The following is a 15,337-nucleotide window of genomic DNA, read 5'->3' on the forward strand; positions in this document are numbered from 1 at the left end:
AATCGAACCGGGCGCGAAGCGGACACTCCAGGGGGCGCACCGATCATTGCACCCCTTTCGGACCGCTGCAAACAATGGGATAAGCGCTTTCCCGCATGGTCTGGCGCCGCCCCCGCTTCGGCTCGGGCGTCTGACAAGGAGGTCACACACAGCATGAAGAAGAAACTCGCACTCGGGGCGATGAGCCTCGCAGCCGTCGTCGCACTGGCAGGATGCTCGACCGGTGGCAGCGGCAGCGGCGATGCGGCCGCAAGCGGTGGGGACAGCGGCACGATCCGTGTCCTCGTCGCGAACTTCCCGGCCAACAATGTCGGCCAGGGCGTCTTCGACCAGATCGTCGCCGAGTTCCACAAGAAGTTCCCCAACGTGAAGGTCGAGTCGGACTTCGTCCCGTACGACAGCCTGAATCAGAAGATCTCCACGTCGCTCGCCTCCGGCCAGAGCTACGACGTGATCAGCGCGGGTGTCGGCTGGGTGCAGCCGCTCGCGGACCTCGGCGCGTTGCAGAGCCTGACGAAACTCGGGATCACCGAGGACGACCTGAAGGACTCGGTGTATCCGAGCTTCGTCGACCCGATGCTGTTCGACAAGGAGGTGTACGCCGTTCCCGTCGTCGCGAACCCGCGTCTCGTCGCATACAGCAAGAGCGCGTTCGAGGCGGCCGGGCTCGACCCGACCAAGCCGCCGCAGTCCCTCGACGAGCTCCGCGAGGACGCGAAGAAGCTCACGATCCGCGATGCGGCGGGCAACATCACGCAGACCGGGTTCGACTTCTGGGCCCCGCCGAGCAACTACCGTCAGCAGTTCGTGGCGTTTATGGGGGCGAAGGGCGCCAACGAGTTCACCAAGGGCGAGCCGACGTTCGCCGGCCCGGCCGGTGTCGATGCGCTGACGCTCATCCACGACATGATCTCGGAGGACAAGTCGTCCACCTACGGATACCAGAACTCCGCCAAGACCTCGCTCGTCACCACGGGTGAAGCGGCGATGGGCTTCACCGGACCGTACGTGGACTGCTCGGACGCCGGCATCGGCGCCAAGTGCGACGACCTCGTCTACTTCAACCTGAAGGACAAGGAGGAGGTCCAGTACGTCGGCGGCCGCGTCGTCGGCGTCGGTGAGGGATCGAAGAACACCGAGGCGGCGCTCGGCATGGTGAAGGCGTTCCAGAACGATGCGATCCAGGAGGCCATCTCGAAGATCGACGTCGGCGTGCCCGTCAACAAGAACGCGGGCACGAGCGACTTCGTGGAGTCCAACCCGGCGGCGAAGTTCGCCTGGGAGAACCTCGACAAGGGCGTCTTCGAGTACGGCGGCGCTTCGTTCCTCGACTTCCGGGCCAAGTTCGGTCCGGCGCTCGACCAGGTCATCCTCGGTCAGAAGACCGCCAAGGACACCCTCGACGAGCTGAAGGCCATCGCGCAGGGTTGACCCGACCGGCCGTGGGTGGTGCGCCGACCGGTGCACCACCCACGGCACCACTTCCATCCGAGCAACTCGAAGGAGAGATCAACTCGTGACGACGATCAGCGAACCGCTCGCCAGGACGGCGCCGCGGCGCCAGCGGGCCAGAACCTCGGGGGTCGAGCGCGCGAAAGCCCGTGCCGGCTGGATCCTCCTCGCTCCGGCGCTCCTGCACTCGATCATCTTTATGGCGGTGCCCACGATCATCGTGGTGCTCCTCGGTTTCACCGATGCGCGGATCGCCGGCAAGGGCGACTTCATCGGGCTCGACAACTACGTGAAGCTGTTCCAGGACGCGTCGTTCAAGCAGGCGTTCGTCAACACGCTCCTGTACACGATCGTCGTGGTGCCGATCGGGATGGGCGTCGCCCTCCTCATCGCGGTCGGGCTGAATCAGCAGATCCGGGCTCGTGGTGTGTTCCGCACCCTCTTCTACATCCCCGTCGTCACCTCGGCCGTCGCCGTGTCTGCCGTGTGGTTGTGGATCTACAACCCGTCGAGCGGTCTCGCCAACGAGGTCCTCGCGTTCTTCGGCATCGCCCGTTCCGGTTGGCTGACCGACCCCAACGTCGCCCTCCCCGCGCTCATGCTCATCGGGGTGTGGCAGGGGCTCGGATCGAAGATGATCATCTACCTGGCCGCACTGCAGGGGGTTTCGCAGGAACTCGTCGAAGCCGCCCGCCTCGACGGCGCCAACCGCTGGCAGTTGTTCTGGAACGTCACCTGGCCGGCACTCCGACCGGTGCAGTTCTTCGTCCTCGTGACCTCGATCGCCGGCTCGTTCCAGGTCTTCGACCTCGTCTACGTGATGACGCAGGGCGGCCCCGCGAATGCGACCAACGTCCTCACCTTCGACATCTTCACCAACGCGTTCGCCCGTCTCCACATCGGCTACGCGTCCGCTGAGACCGTCATCATGTTCATCTTCGTGGGCGTCATGATCTACCTCGGCCGTCTGACCCAGCGCGAACGGAAGGAACTCTGATGTCGACGCTCACCGCTCCGGACCCGCAGACCACGCGGTCCATCACCGTTCCGCAGGGCAAACGAGGGACCAGCGACGACCGCCCGCGCAAGAAGCCGGGGCCCGCCATCATCGTCCTGTACGCGGCGCTCATCGTCGGCGGTCTGCTGATGGTGGTCCCGTTCCTCTGGATGGTGCTCACCTCGCTCAAATCGCTCGACGAGGTCAACTCGTTCTCGTGGCTGCCGAAGGCGCTCCACTGGCAGAACTATGTGGAAGCGTTCGATGCTGCGCCGTTCCTCACCTACTTCCGGAACAGTTTCATCGTGGTCATCGGACAGACGATCCCGCTGCTGCTCATCGCGACGGCCGCCGGATACGCGCTCGCCCAGTTGCCTGTGAAGGGGAAAGGAACGATCCTCTCCTACTTCATCCTGTTGCTCGGCGTGCCGTTCCAGGTCATCATCGTGCCGCTGTTCATCGTGGTGCGGAGTATTCCGCTGGCCGGCGGGAACGACCTGCTGGGGCAGGGCGGAACAGGCTGGATCAATACGTGGGCGGCGCTCATCGTGCCGTTCATCTCGGCGCCGTTGTACGTCTTCCTCGCCAGGCAGTTCTTCGTCTCGCTGCCCGCCGACCTGGCAGACGCCGCCCGCATGGACGGCCTCTCCGAGGTGGGCATCTTCTTCCGGATCATGGCACCGCTCGCGAAGCCCGCGTTCGTCACGATCGCGCTGTTCAACGTCGAATCGGCGTGGAACGGGTTCATCTGGCCGCTCGTCGCCACGAGTTCCGAGGACCTCAGACCGCTGCAGTTCGGGTTGGCGACGTTCGCCCAATCGAGCTCGGGGCAACCGCAGTGGCCGTTCCTCATGGCCATCTCGACCCTCGCCGTCCTGCCGATGATCGCCCTGTTCGTCTTCGGGCAGCGCTACTTCATCGCCGGCCTCGCGAGCACGGGGATCAAGGGATGACCGCGCGATACGGGTTCTCCACACTCGGGGAACCCGGCATCACGACCCCCGGGATCGTGGAACTGGCTCGTGCGTACGACGCATTCGGGGTTGAAATCCGGGTGGCGTCAGGAGAAGTCCTCGAACCGGGGACGACCCTCTCGGCGGGTGCAGCCGTGGGGGCTGCGCTCGCCGAGGGTGGGGTCGTGCCGCTCGGACTGTCGTCGTACGTCGGACTGTGCGCCGTGGGTGGCTCAGGCGGAGGAGACGGGGCGGATGCCGTCCTCGCGGACCTCGTCGCCCACGTCCGTCTCGCCGCCGCTGTGGGCGCCGGCGGGGTGCGGGTGTTTATGAAGGACCCCGAGCCTGGTGGTGCCGGTGCCGGTGCCGGTGGCGCGGCCGCCGACCCGACCCAGGGCGAGCAACGTGCCATCGCCCGTCTGCTCGCGGTCGCACCGGTGTGTGCCGAGACCGGGGTGCGGGTACTCATCGAAACCCACGATTCACATTCAACGGCCGCGAGCATCGCCCGCTTCCTCCGCCTGGCAGGAGCGGAACAGGGCGGCCACGTCGCCGTCATCTGGGACACCGCGCACAGCTGGACCCACGGTGAGTCGCCGGCCGAGAGCCTCGACCTGCTCCTGCCCTGGCTCAGCCACCTGCAGATCAAGGACGTGCACGCCATCGCCGACCCCGTCCCATCGGAACCGGGTGCAGGCACCTATCCGATCAGCGATCTCGCGGCGGCTCTCGCCGCCCGCCACTGGAACGGCTGGGCGGTCCTCGAATGGGAGCGCGCCTGGCACCCAGACCTCACCCCGCTCGACTCAGCCCTCGGCGCCACCCGGATCTGGGCGGCCGACCTCTTCGACCAAGGAGCATCCTCGTGACCGATCCAGCGCCCGCCCTCGCCGCTGCCACTGCTGCCACTCCTGCAGACACCGCACCGGACAGCGGTTCGTCGGCTGGTCGGCATTCGCCGTTCCACGGCCCGATCGACCGTTTCGCAGCATCGTTCACCCGAGTCGACGTTCCGGCGGAGGACCGCGAGCTCAGTCCGTACACGGGTCTTACGCGCGCGCACTGGGTCGCCGCGGCTGACGACCTCCTCCTGTCAGCCGCCCGCTTCGCCTCGCCGGGCGGCTCGCGGCTCGACCTCCCGGGGAAGCCATCGCAGCAGGGTGTCCGCACCGACGGCATCGAGGGTTTCGCCCGGACCTTCCTCCTGGCCGCGTTCCTGCACGTCGGCAACCGCGGTGTCGACCCGCATGGGCACCTTGCCCGCTACGTGCGCGGCGTCGTCGCCGGGACGAAGCACGTCGGCGTCGACGACGCGGACTCGTGGCCGATCATCGACCACATCGGCCGAGACGGTCAGCCGCACGTCGAGGCGGCATCGATCGCCCTCAGCCTGCACCTCACGCGTGAGGCGTCGTGGGAAACTCTCGCGGCCGATGAGCAGGACCGAGTCGTCGCCTGGTTGCGCAACGCGATCGACAAGGAACCGTCGTCCAACAACTGGTACCTCTTCCCCCTCACGATCGCGAGCTTCCTCGAGGGTGTCGGGCGGGCCGACGAGCAGACGTCCTACGTGATCGAGCGCGGGCTCGCCCTCATCGAGGAGTGGTACCGCGGCGACGGCTGGTACAGCGACGGAGACGGCGAAGCGTTCGACCACTACATCGGCTGGGCGCTGCACCTCTACCCGCTCCTGCACGCACGTCTGCGGGGTGAGGATGCGCTCGCCGCGAAGCTCACGCCGCGACTCGAACTGTTCCTGGAAACGTTCGCGCGCACCTTCGATCGCAACGGCGCACCGATCTACATGGGCCGATCGATGACGTACCGGATGGGGACGCTGGCCGCCATCGCGATGGGTGAGGTCACCGGTGCGACCCCGCTCACCCACGGACAGTCCCGGCGCATCCTGTCCGCCGACCTCCGCTACTTCTTCGAACGCGATGCGACGACGGACGGCATCCTCACGCTCGGGTGGCACGGCGAGCACGAGCCGACCGTTCAGCGCTACTCCGGGCCGGGGTCGCCGTACTGGACGTCGAAGGGGTTCGCAGCGCTGTTGCTGCCGGACGACCACCCCGTGTGGACCGCAGTCGAAGAGCCGCTCGAAGCCGACACGGCCGACTATGTGCAAGCCGTCGACGCATCGGCGTTGATCATCCAGTCCACGGCGGTCGACGGCATCGTGCGCGTCCACAACCACGGCAGCGATCACATCAAGCCGCATCAGGCCGATGCCGGCGCGGCCGATCCGCTGTACGGGCGGTTCGCGTATTCCACCCGCACGGGACCGACGGCGTTGCACAACGTGACCGACAACGACCTCCAGGTCAATGTCCGCGGTGTGTGGAGCGTGCGGCGACGGGTGCACCATGTCGCATCGGGCGACGGCTGGATGGCGTCGTGGCACGCGCCGCGGTTCACGGTCTACGGGCCGTTCGACGCGAGTCCGGATGCCGTGGGCGGGCCGATCCTGCCGTCGGCGCGCATCGAGACGGTCGTCGCCGTTCGTGGCGCCGTCGAGGTGCGGATCCACCGGTTGCGGGGGATCCCTCCGCGGTCGCGGGTGCGCTTGGCCGGGTGGGCCGTGGCGGCTGCGCGGCCGGAGGAGCTCGTTGCGTCCGCCGGCGGCGCCGGGGTTGTCGCGGCAGCCGTGGAGCTCGCTGCCCGTCGACAGGGTCAGGGGCCGGGGGCTCCTGTGGAGTGGCTGCGATCCGATGTCGTCGGTGTCGTCGGTTGGACTGGTTCGTCGACGTCGGCGGCGCAGTACGGGACCGCGTTCGGGAGTTGGGCCGTTGTGCCGGAGTTGACCGCGGCATCGGCCGATGGTGCGCTCCCGACGACGATCCTCGTCGCGCTCGCTAGGCTCACCGGTGATGCGTCCGCCTCGGCGCTCGCGGATGCCGCATCGGTCACGGTTGTGAACACCACCGTTTCGATCGACTGGCTCGATGGCACCGTACCCACCGCCATCGATCTCGACGCCCTGCCCTGGCCGACCCGCCTCTGATCCCGCCTGGTCCCTGCCCGGGTCCTCGCCCGGTCCCTGGCCGCCCCGCCCGGTCCCTGAGCCTGTCGAAGGGCCCGCCGCCCCGCCACATCCCATCGAGCACAACTCCTTCAATTCGTGCACGCCAACATCGCCGATCGCTGGATTTCCGGGGTTCGGACCGATCGCCGCGGCCAAATTGAAGGAGTTGTGCTCGATGCGGCTCAGACTCGGAGAACCCTCGGCCCCAGCTGTGAGAACTGTTGGGCGCGGTGCGCTGGCAGCTGTTCGCCCGTGATGAGTGCCTCGAAGTCCGCCACGCCGGCGAAGCGGACGAAACTCGACACCCCGAACTTCGTGTGCGCACCCACGAAGATCCGACGGTTCGACGCCGCGATCGCCGCGCTCTTCACCGCGGCGACGCTCGGGTCGGGAGTGGTGAGGCCACGCGACGCCGAGATTCCGTTGGCACCGAGGAACGCGATGTCGATCATGAGCCGCCCGAGGAGCGAGTCGTGCCCGTGCTCGACGGTCCCGAACGTCGTGCCACGAACCCGGCCACCGATCAGCAGGACTTCCAGCTCAGGGCGTGGGGCGATCTCCATCGCGGCCGGAAGTGATCCGGTCACCACGGTGAGCGGTCGGTCAGTCGGCAGGCCGCGCGCGATGAGCAGCGGCAGGTAGCCCTCGTCGATGTAGATCGTCTGCGCGCTGCCGATCTGCGCGATCGCTGCGGCCGCGATCCGGTTCTTCTCCTCCGGGTTGGAGGACTCGCGGAGGTCGAAACGGGTCTCGAACCGGCCGCTCTCCACGGGGAACGCTGCGCCGTAGCTGCGGCGGACGAGACCGGCTCGTTCCATCGCGCGGAGGTCGCGTCGAAGGGTCTCCTGCGTGACGCCGAGACGCGCGGCCGCCGGACCGACATCGAGGCGGCCGTCCCGACGGACGAGGGCGAGCAGCTCCGCCTGGCGGTGCTGTGCCGCGGCCGATCGCGCTTCTTGGCGGTCGTCGTCGTCGGTCGTCATGGTGCCTCCAGGGTACCGGTGGTGGTCGGGTCGGGGGCTCGGGTGAAATCGATGCCGCCCAGGTGTCGTCTGGGGTGATCCGCGGCGATGCCTGGGTCGTGGACGGAACGCGCGGTAGCCTGATGCGCATGCCGACCCGCAGCCCCAAACGCACCACGATCGCCGATGTCGCCGCACGCGCGGGTGTCTCGAAGATGGCCGTGTCGTTCGCGCTCAATGGGCAGCCGGGCGTCTCCGAGCAGACCAGGCAACGGGTCATCGATGCGGCGGATGCGCTCGGCTGGCGGCCGAACTCGGCCGCCCGCTCGCTGTCTGTCGATCGTGCCGGAGCGGTTGGTCTTGTCCTCGCGCGCTCCGCCGACTCGCTCGAGACGGAAACGTTCTATCTGCGGCTGTTGGCCGGCATCGAGAGCGAACTGTCCACGACGTCGACGGCGCTCTCGTTGCAGATCGCGCAGGATCCCGAGCGGGAGGCGCAGATCTACCGGACGCTTGCCGCGGAGCGCAGGGTCGATGCCGTGCTGATCTCGGATGTGCTTGTGGATGATCCGCGCATCGCGCTTCTGCACGAACTCCGGTTGCCGGCAGTGGTCCTCGGTGATGAGCCGTGCGGGTTCCCGGTCCTCGGAAGCGATGACGCCGGTGCCAACGAGCTGGTGCTCGACCACCTGCAGGCGCTCGGTCACCGTCGTGTCGCGCGAGTCACCGAGTCGGCCAGTCGTGAGTACACGCAGCGCCGGAACCGCTCGTTCCTCGACGGGCTGGCTCGTCGTGGGATGACAGGCGATGTCCGTGAGGGGCAAGCGACGTCGGAGCTGGGCGAGACGGCGACGGCCGCGTTCCTCGCGTCGTCGGAGCGACCGACGGCCATCGTGTACGACAGCGACCTGCTGGCCGTGGCCGGGCTGGAGGTGCTGCGTGGTGCGGGCGTGGCGGTGCCGGATGCGATGTCGGTCGTCGCGTGGGACGGCTCGATCCTGAGCCAGATCGTGCGACCGCGACTGACGAGCGTGAAGCGTGATGTGATGGCGCTCGGTCGCGAGGCCGGTCGGCAGTTGCTGCTCGCCGCGGCCGCCGGGTATCTGGGCGATGTGCGCGAAGGTGGCGCTGGTGGCGGAGACGACTCGGGTGCCGCCGGCGGTTCCGGCGGCTTCGTTGCCGATGGTCACGACTTCTCCCAACCTCGTCTGGCGATCGCGGACAGCACCGCAGCCGCCCCGCCAGCTGCTCGTTGATTACTTTACCGGTATAGTCATCCAAACGGGAGGATGAGATGCACGGACGCACCTCGGCTCCCCGATCCGCATCCGCGTCGTCGAAAGGTCACCGATGATCACCCGTACCGCTCTCGCCACCGGCTGGACCCTGCGCCTCGCCGACGGAGCCGATGCGACGAACGTGCCGGCGCACATCGTCGCGGCCCTGCCGATCCCGGCGACCGTCCCGGGCACCGTCCACACGGACCTGCTCGCGGCGGACCTCATCGCCGACCCGTACCTCGAACTCAACGAACTCACGCTCGACTGGATCGGGCGCACGGACTGGGTCTACGAGCTGACACTCGACCACGATGTGGTCGACGGCGAGCGGGTCGTGCTCGCGTTCGACGGCCTCGACACGATCGCGACGATCACCGTGAATGGCGAGATCGTCGCCCGCACCGAGAACATGCACCGCCGCTACGAGGTCCCGGTCGCGGAGCAGCTCGTCGACGGCGCCAACACGATCGCGGTCCGTTTCGACTCGGCATGGGCCTTCGCCGAGGCCGAGCGGGAGCGCATCGGTGAACTCCCCAACGCGTACCCGGCGCCCTTCAACTACATCCGCAAAGCTGCGAGCAACTTCGGCTGGGACTGGGGCCCGACGCTCGTCACCGCTGGAATCTGGCGGACCGTGCAACTCGTCCGTTCTGCCGCGCCGCGCATCGCCCGTGTCAGCCCGACCGTCACGGTCGAGGGTCCGCGCGGGCTGGCGGCTTTCGCGGTTCAACTCGATGCGCCGGCCGAAACCACGATCCGAGTGAGCGCCGCCGTCGGTGGGGTGACCGCGATTGCAGAGGTCGCGCCGGGGGAGACGTCTGCGCACCTCGAGGTCGTCGTTCCGGAGCCTGAACTGTGGTGGCCGCACGGCCTCGGCACGCAGCGGCTCTACGACGCCGTCGTCGAACTCCGCGACGACGCCTCGGTGGAGGAGACACTCGTGGAGACCGCCCCGTTCGACTCCTGGACCGGCCGCATCGGCTTCCGGTCCTTGCGCGTCGACACGACTCCCGACGCCGACGGCACGCCGTTCGTCTTTGTGATCAACGGCGCGACCGTGCCGATCCGCGGAGCGAACTGGATCCCGGACGACAGCTTCCTCCCGCGGGTCACGGAGGAGCGGGTGCGCGAGCGCGTCACACAGGCGGTCGACGCCAACACCAACCTGCTGCGCGTCTGGGGCGGTGGCGTCTTCGAGAGCGAGGAGTTCTATCGCGTCTGCGACGAACTCGGGGTGCTCGTCTGGCAGGACTTCCTCTTCGCGTGCGCCGCGTACCCGGAGGACGAGCGGCTGGCGAAGGAGATCGAGGCGGAGGCGCGTGACAACGTTGAGCGCCTGATGCCGCACCCGAGCCTCGTGCTGTGGAACGGCAACAACGAGAACATCTGGGGCTGGTTCGACTGGTACTGGCAGGAAGCGGTCGGCGATCGGACCTGGGGCCTCGGGTACTACCTGGAGTTGTTGCCGGCGGTGGTCGCCGCGGTCGACCCGTCTCGTCCGTACTTCGCCGGTTCCCCGTACTCGGGCACGATGGACATCCACCCGAACGATGACGCGCACGCCCTCAAGCATGTGTGGGACGTCTGGAACCAGGTCGACTACACGGTGTACCGCGAGTACCGTCCGCGCTTCGTCTCGGAGTTCGGCTGGCAGGCGCCGCCCACGTGGTCGACGATCCAGCGTTCCGTCCGCGATGAGCCGCTCACACCGACATCGGCCGGGATGCTGCACCACCAGAAGGCCGACGGCGGCAACGGCAAGCTCGAACGCGGCCTCGAACCGCACTTCGAACTGCCTGAGTCGATGGACGACTGGCACTTCGCGATGCAGCTCAACCAGGCGCGCGCGATCACACTCGGCATCGAGTACTACCGGTCACTCCGGCCGCTGAACTTCGGGACGATCGTGTGGCAGCTGAACGACTGCTGGCCGGTCACCTCCTGGGCGGCGGTCGACGGCTACGGCCGGAAGAAGCCGCTCTGGTACGCGCTTCGGTCCGCTCAGGCGACGCGTCTGTTGACGATCCAGCCGGCCGCCGACGGCGGGCTCGCGCTCATCGGCGTCAATGATGGCGGCGAGCAGTGGCGTGAGTTCGTGACCGTGCGTCGTGTGCGTTTCGACGGCACGGTCCTCGCGACGTTCGACACCCGCGTTGTGACGGATCGCTTCGGTTCCGCACGGGTGTCGCTGCCGACAGAGATCGCGGTCCCTGGCGATGCTGCGTCAGAACTGATCATTGCGGAGAGTGGCCTCGGGGCACGTACGTTCTGGTTCTTCGCCGAGGATCGCGACCTCGCGTACCCTGAGCCGTCGTTCACGGCGACGGTCTCACGTGACGCTGTCGACGACGTGCTGCTCACGGTCACGGCCGCATCGCTCCTGCGTGACCTGAGCGTCTTCCCGGACCGGATCGCCGCTGAGGCGGAGGTCGATGACGCGCTCGTGACGCTCCTCCCCGGTGAGACGCGCACGTTCACGGTGCGCGGGGTGCCGGCAGGCCGTGAGCAGGAGCTGACGGCGTCGCCCGTGCTGCGGACGGCGAACGAGTTGGTGAGGCGCTGAGGGTGTGATTACTCGAGCCCGGATGGCGCTGGCGGCGGCGTAGAGCTCGATGAGCTCGACGACGCCGCCGGCCGCGGCATAGCTCCGAGGCTGCGTCGATGCAGGCGAGTGATGACGCGACGATGACTGCGGCCTGGAGATTGACGAGTGCTCCAGCTGATGGAACGTATGTCCGATCCCGCGTGGCGTGCCGACGAGCAGGTCGGGGACCCGCCGAACCGCACCGGAGAGGCACGGTTCGGCGGGCTGAGGCGGGCTCGCGTCAGCGTTCGGACGCGGTGCGGCGCCGGCGGATGGAGAGCAATACGCCGCCGCCCGCCGCGAGCAGTGCACCGAGAACGAGCCAGGCTGTCACCTCCACTCCGGTCGAGGACAGGCCGCCTGCTCCTTGGGACGAGCCGGGAGTTGCGCCGGAGCCGGTTCCGCCGCCATTCTCGCCGCTTCCTCCTCCGGGAGCATCTGCCGCGAGCACGCGCAGCGCGGCTCGCACCTCCGTCGTTCCGTCGGAGACGACGACGGTGTGATCGCCGATCTCCGCCGTCTTCGGCACGCGCACCTCGATTGTGAACGAGCCGGCATCGTCGGCGGTGGTCGTCCCGAGTTCGGTGGGCGTGCTGTGCAGGATTGTCGTGACGGATGCGCCCGCTCCGAAACCGGAGCCGGAGACGGTGATCGCCGCCCCCTGCTTCGCCATTCCAGCCGAGAGCGTCACGGACGCCGCGCCCGGCTCGATCCCGCACGAGGTGATGCCGAGCTTCGCACCGACCGGTGCATCCATCACCCGACAGATGCTCGGGTCCGCAACAGCTTCACCGCTGAGGGCGATGTCGCCGCCGTTGATGTCCACGTCGAGTCGCTTGCCCATCCAGCTCAAGCCGGTGACGCCGCCGGTCGAGTTCGCCAACCTGACGAATGACGGGTCGCCCTCCGAGGTGCGCACGCCGTTGGTGAGCAACACATTGTCGATGAGGTTCGAGATGCCGAACAGCGACGGGCGGACGCCGCGTGCGCCGACCGGCTTCCCGATCTCCCCGGTGGCGTAGTAGACCTCGGAGAAGAGCCCGGAAAGGGTCATGTCGCGGTTGAGCGACTGGATGACGACCTCGGCCTCGTCGATCTCCTGCTGGTTGCCGCTGTCGAGCAGCCCGTAGACGAGCAACTGCGCATCGGGGGCCTTGATCGCGAACTTCCCGAGGCCGGCCAGCTGTTTGTGCTCGTCGTAGTCTGCCTCGAAGCGGGTCCGCACCTTGTCGCGGAACTCGGACTTCAAGCCGTCGATGGCGAGAGCCGTGGACGTGTAGAACGACCAACCCGGATCGACCCACTGGCCGAGTTCGTTGCGGTATGGCGCAGCCTCGCCCGGGTCGGCGGGTGGCGCCTGTGTCCGGGAGGAGTCGAGGTAGGTCTTCTGCACCGTCGACCAGTTCGTCCCGTTCCCGTCCGCCGTGGTGGGGAAGAACCAGGTTTCGTAATCGGTCGTGAGCTCCGGCACCCAGCCGTCCCAGGCCGATGCGTCATCCTCATGGCCGAGCAGTCGGGCGATCTTCGACGCGTACTCCAGGTCGAAGATGAGGGACGCGACGAATTCGCTGTCGCGTTCATCGAGGTAGTTGTGTCCGTGGAGGACCCAGCGCATGTTCTCCTTCTCCCACGCGAGGTGGATTTTGAGGGAGTGGTAGATGCTCTCGAGGCGATCGCGGTCGCCTGTCGCCTGGTAGAGGATCCAGGCCGTCTGCGCTTTGCGGGACGGCAGCGATTCGCCACCCAGCTCGCCGTATTCATACGCGGAGGGGTCGACCTGGTCGTTGACGAGCGCCATCATGCCTTGGAAGGACGCCCACGCGTTCTCCGGGTCGGTGTAGACGAGCTGCTGCATACCGAGCAGGGAGTCCCAGCTCGCCACGTTGCGTGTTCCGGGGGTGCCGTTCATCCACATGGACGGCTTACCCGTTCCGAGCTGCGCGAACCGGTTGCCGGTCTCCGGTGTGGCGGGGAGGACGTTCATCTCGAGGCCGATCCACGCCTGCAGGTAGAAGTGTCGCATCTGCTCTGGTGTGACGCCGCCGTCGGCGACGCGCTGGATGGAGAAGTCGGACACCATGGGGACGCGTGCCAGGTAGTCGTTCCAGAACGAGGTCCAGGTGGCCGATGCCGCATCGGTCGCGCCGTCGGCGATGGCCGCGATCGCTGAAGCCGCCGCCGTCGCATCTGCCGGGTGGTCGGCGTCCCTGATGGCCCAGCCGACGCCAACGGTCGAGGTCCCTGATGTGAGCGTCGCGGCCCAGTATCCGGACGCGCTGGTCGGGGATGCGGTGCCGCCCCGACCGAAGCGCAACGCAGACTCCGAGTCGTAGAAGCGCACCTGTGCCGCCGCCGGTAGGGCGATGGCGTAGCTCGCGTCGGCACCGTCCACGGTGATCGTGTTGGACTGGTCGTTGTACCGGGTGGTCCCGTTGTACGGGCCGGCTACCACGGGTGAGCCGCCTGCGAGGGTGCTCGTCACCTGACGCGTGTAGGCGTTCGGGTCGGTGGCCGTGAACTGGTCGCTCGTGGTCAGTTGCCCATCGATGCCGGCGTAGCTCGCCGTGTAGCCGAGCTTCGTCGGATCCCAGCTGGATGTGACGTCCTTCGCGGTGCTGAGCCAGGCGGAACCGGGGTGGATCGACAGACGGTCGAAGCTCGTCTTCGTGCCCGACTTCCCCTTGCCGACCTGGTAGAGCTTGATGAAGAAGTCGGTCTTCCCGGTCCAGCCGGTGACGCCGGCGAGGTCGTAGGTGAAGACGCCGGATTGCGAGGTGTCCGGTTGCAGTGTCGTGTCGTCGCCGCTCAGGCCTCGGTTCACCTTGAGCGCCCACATGCCAGAGTCCGAGCCGACACGGACGGACAGGAGGGGGTTCGCGTCGATGTCGACCGTCACGTTCCTGGCGCGATAGCCCCAGTCGCTGCCCGGCAGGGTGAGCACCGCGGCGCTGCCGTTGCTGACGAGAGTCGTCCCGTTGCTGCTCTCGGTCCACGCTGCGGTCGATTCGGTGGTGAAGTCGTCGGCGAATCCTGGTGTGGTGCCGTCGTCGGGGAAGCCGCCCGGGTGGATGCTGACGCCGCTGAAGGTGGTGGTCGCCGGGGCGCCGGGCTTACCGACGGCGAAGAGTTTGAGCGTGAAGGTGCGGATTCCCGTCCAGCCGGTCTTGGCTGCGAGGTCGAAGGTTGTCGAGCCGGTCGTCTGCAGGTCGTCGCCGTGCAGCTTGACATCGCCCTGGCCGGGGGCTGCGACCTTGACCGCCCAGAGGCCGTTGGTGCTCGGGACGTCGACGGTGAGCAGGGGGTTCGCCGAGACGTCGACGGTGACCGTCTGCTCGAGCGAGCCCCAGTGGTCGCCGGAGCCTTGCGTCGTGAGGGAGACGGCGCCGTCGGTGACGGATGCCGCGAGGTTCTTGAGCGCCCAGGGGCTCCCCGCCTGGCCGACCGAGCTGAAGTCGGCCGAGTATGCCGCGGCCGGTCCCTCGCCGCCATGCCCTGGCGTTTCGGTGTCTGGGGCCGGGCCGGGTGCGACGAAGGTCTGAAGGATCTTGGTGGTGCGGATGGCGGTGTCGTGCGCGTAGTAGCCGTTCGACAGCGGCAGGTCCGGGCCGGAGTTCTGTGCGAGCTCGCTCCCGTTCCCGTCGAAATTGTAGGGGTTCAGAACCACGCGTGACTGGGGGACGGACAGCCATCGCTGCTGGGTTGCGGTTGTGTCTGCCAGTTCGTCGACGACCGGCACCGGCGTTGGAGCTGCACGGTCGGTCGTCGCGGCGGTCGCAGCCGTCGTGGCGGTCGGGGGTGGCACGGCTGCGGCCGGCGCTGCCGCTGCGGCGATGAGCGCTGCGGTCAGGGCTGCGGCGCCGATGGCTGCCGCGCCACGTCTGATGGGTGTGCTCTTCATTGGGCTCCTCTGTTCGCGACGCTGCGGTGCGCCGTGAATCGGGCGGTTCGTCTCCGAGTGGATCGCATCGGTTCGGAGAATTGACCGAAACGTTTCGGTCGCGTCGAACGTAGCAGGGCCCATCCGTGCTCGACAAGGTCTTCGTGGCGTCTGCGGCTCCCGGCGGCACCGATGATCTAGAGT

Annotated in this window: 9 protein-coding genes; 7 read left to right on the plus strand and 2 right to left on the minus strand. The window is 67.8% G+C overall.

The genetic code is table 11. The annotated features are described in order from the left end of the window. Positions 1-153 precede the first annotated feature (153 nt). The 5 genes from ACL9RL_RS08185 to ACL9RL_RS08205 all read left to right on the plus strand — a co-directional run bounded on the left by ACL9RL_RS08185 (position 154) and on the right by ACL9RL_RS08205 (position 6,409). Positions 154-1,431: an extracellular solute-binding protein gene (locus ACL9RL_RS08185; protein ID WP_422779734.1), complete on the plus strand. Its 1,278-nt coding sequence runs from the start codon at positions 154-156 to the stop codon at positions 1,429-1,431. A gap of 85 nt (positions 1,432-1,516) precedes the next feature. Then, positions 1,517-2,449, plus strand: coding sequence for a carbohydrate ABC transporter permease (locus tag ACL9RL_RS08190; protein ID WP_422779735.1), 933 nt, complete (start codon positions 1,517-1,519; stop codon positions 2,447-2,449). Continuing rightward, complete coding sequence (locus tag ACL9RL_RS08195; RefSeq protein WP_422779736.1) at positions 2,449-3,402, plus strand: carbohydrate ABC transporter permease; 954 nt, start codon at positions 2,449-2,451, stop codon at positions 3,400-3,402. Before ACL9RL_RS08190 ends, ACL9RL_RS08195 begins: the two co-directional genes overlap by 1 nt. After that, positions 3,399-4,271, plus strand: a complete 873-nt coding sequence (locus ACL9RL_RS08200) for a sugar phosphate isomerase/epimerase family protein (RefSeq protein ID WP_422779737.1) — start codon at positions 3,399-3,401, stop codon at positions 4,269-4,271. The genes ACL9RL_RS08195 and ACL9RL_RS08200 overlap by 4 nt, the downstream gene beginning before the upstream one ends. Then, positions 4,268-6,409 (plus strand): DUF2264 domain-containing protein, encoded by a 2,142-nt coding sequence (locus tag ACL9RL_RS08205; RefSeq protein WP_422779738.1) that lies wholly within the window; start codon positions 4,268-4,270, stop codon positions 6,407-6,409. The genes ACL9RL_RS08200 and ACL9RL_RS08205 overlap by 4 nt, the downstream gene beginning before the upstream one ends. 203 nt (positions 6,410-6,612) lie before the next feature. Here ACL9RL_RS08205 and ACL9RL_RS08210 read toward each other — a convergent pair whose 3' ends face one another. Beyond that, positions 6,613-7,413 (minus strand): DeoR/GlpR family DNA-binding transcription regulator, encoded by an 801-nt coding sequence (locus ACL9RL_RS08210; RefSeq protein WP_422779739.1) that lies wholly within the window; start codon positions 7,411-7,413, stop codon positions 6,613-6,615. 128 nt (positions 7,414-7,541) lie between these two features. Here ACL9RL_RS08210 and ACL9RL_RS08215 point away from each other — a divergent pair, with 128 nt between their 5' ends. Both ACL9RL_RS08215 and ACL9RL_RS08220 read left to right on the plus strand, forming a co-directional pair. Beyond that, on the plus strand, positions 7,542-8,648 hold the full coding sequence (locus ACL9RL_RS08215; protein ID WP_422779740.1) for a LacI family DNA-binding transcriptional regulator: 1,107 nt from the start codon (positions 7,542-7,544) through the stop codon (positions 8,646-8,648). Positions 8,649-8,742: 94 nt separating this feature from the next. Continuing rightward, complete coding sequence (locus ACL9RL_RS08220) at positions 8,743-11,235, plus strand: glycoside hydrolase family 2 protein (RefSeq protein ID WP_422779741.1); 2,493 nt, start codon at positions 8,743-8,745, stop codon at positions 11,233-11,235. Positions 11,236-11,497: 262 nt separating this feature from the next. Here ACL9RL_RS08220 and ACL9RL_RS08225 read toward each other — a convergent pair whose 3' ends face one another. After that, complete coding sequence (locus tag ACL9RL_RS08225) at positions 11,498-15,154, minus strand: hypothetical protein (protein WP_422779742.1); 3,657 nt, start codon at positions 15,152-15,154, stop codon at positions 11,498-11,500. Positions 15,155-15,337 lie beyond the last annotated feature (183 nt).

Origin of the sequence: Plantibacter sp. Mn2098 (assembly GCF_049319745.1) — a bacterium.
Taxonomy (GTDB): domain Bacteria; phylum Actinomycetota; class Actinomycetes; order Actinomycetales; family Microbacteriaceae; genus Plantibacter.

Bases quoted from the DNA above. Each gene is read 5' to 3' on its own strand.
- ACL9RL_RS08195 (WP_422779736.1), top strand. From the start codon at position 2,449: ATGTCGACGCTCACCGCTCCGGACCCGCAGACCACGCGGTCCATCACC.
- ACL9RL_RS08200 (WP_422779737.1), top strand. From the start codon at position 3,399: ATGACCGCGCGATACGGGTTCTCCACACTCGGGGAACCCGGCATCACG.
- ACL9RL_RS08185 (WP_422779734.1), top strand. From the start codon at position 154: ATGAAGAAGAAACTCGCACTCGGGGCGATGAGCCTCGCAGCCGTCGTC.
- ACL9RL_RS08220 (WP_422779741.1), top strand. From the start codon at position 8,743: ATGATCACCCGTACCGCTCTCGCCACCGGCTGGACCCTGCGCCTCGCC.
- ACL9RL_RS08215 (WP_422779740.1), top strand. From the start codon at position 7,542: ATGCCGACCCGCAGCCCCAAACGCACCACGATCGCCGATGTCGCCGCA.
- ACL9RL_RS08210 (WP_422779739.1), bottom strand. From the start codon at position 7,413: ATGACGACCGACGACGACGACCGCCAAGAAGCGCGATCGGCCGCGGCA.
- ACL9RL_RS08225 (WP_422779742.1), bottom strand. From the start codon at position 15,154: ATGAAGAGCACACCCATCAGACGTGGCGCGGCAGCCATCGGCGCCGCA.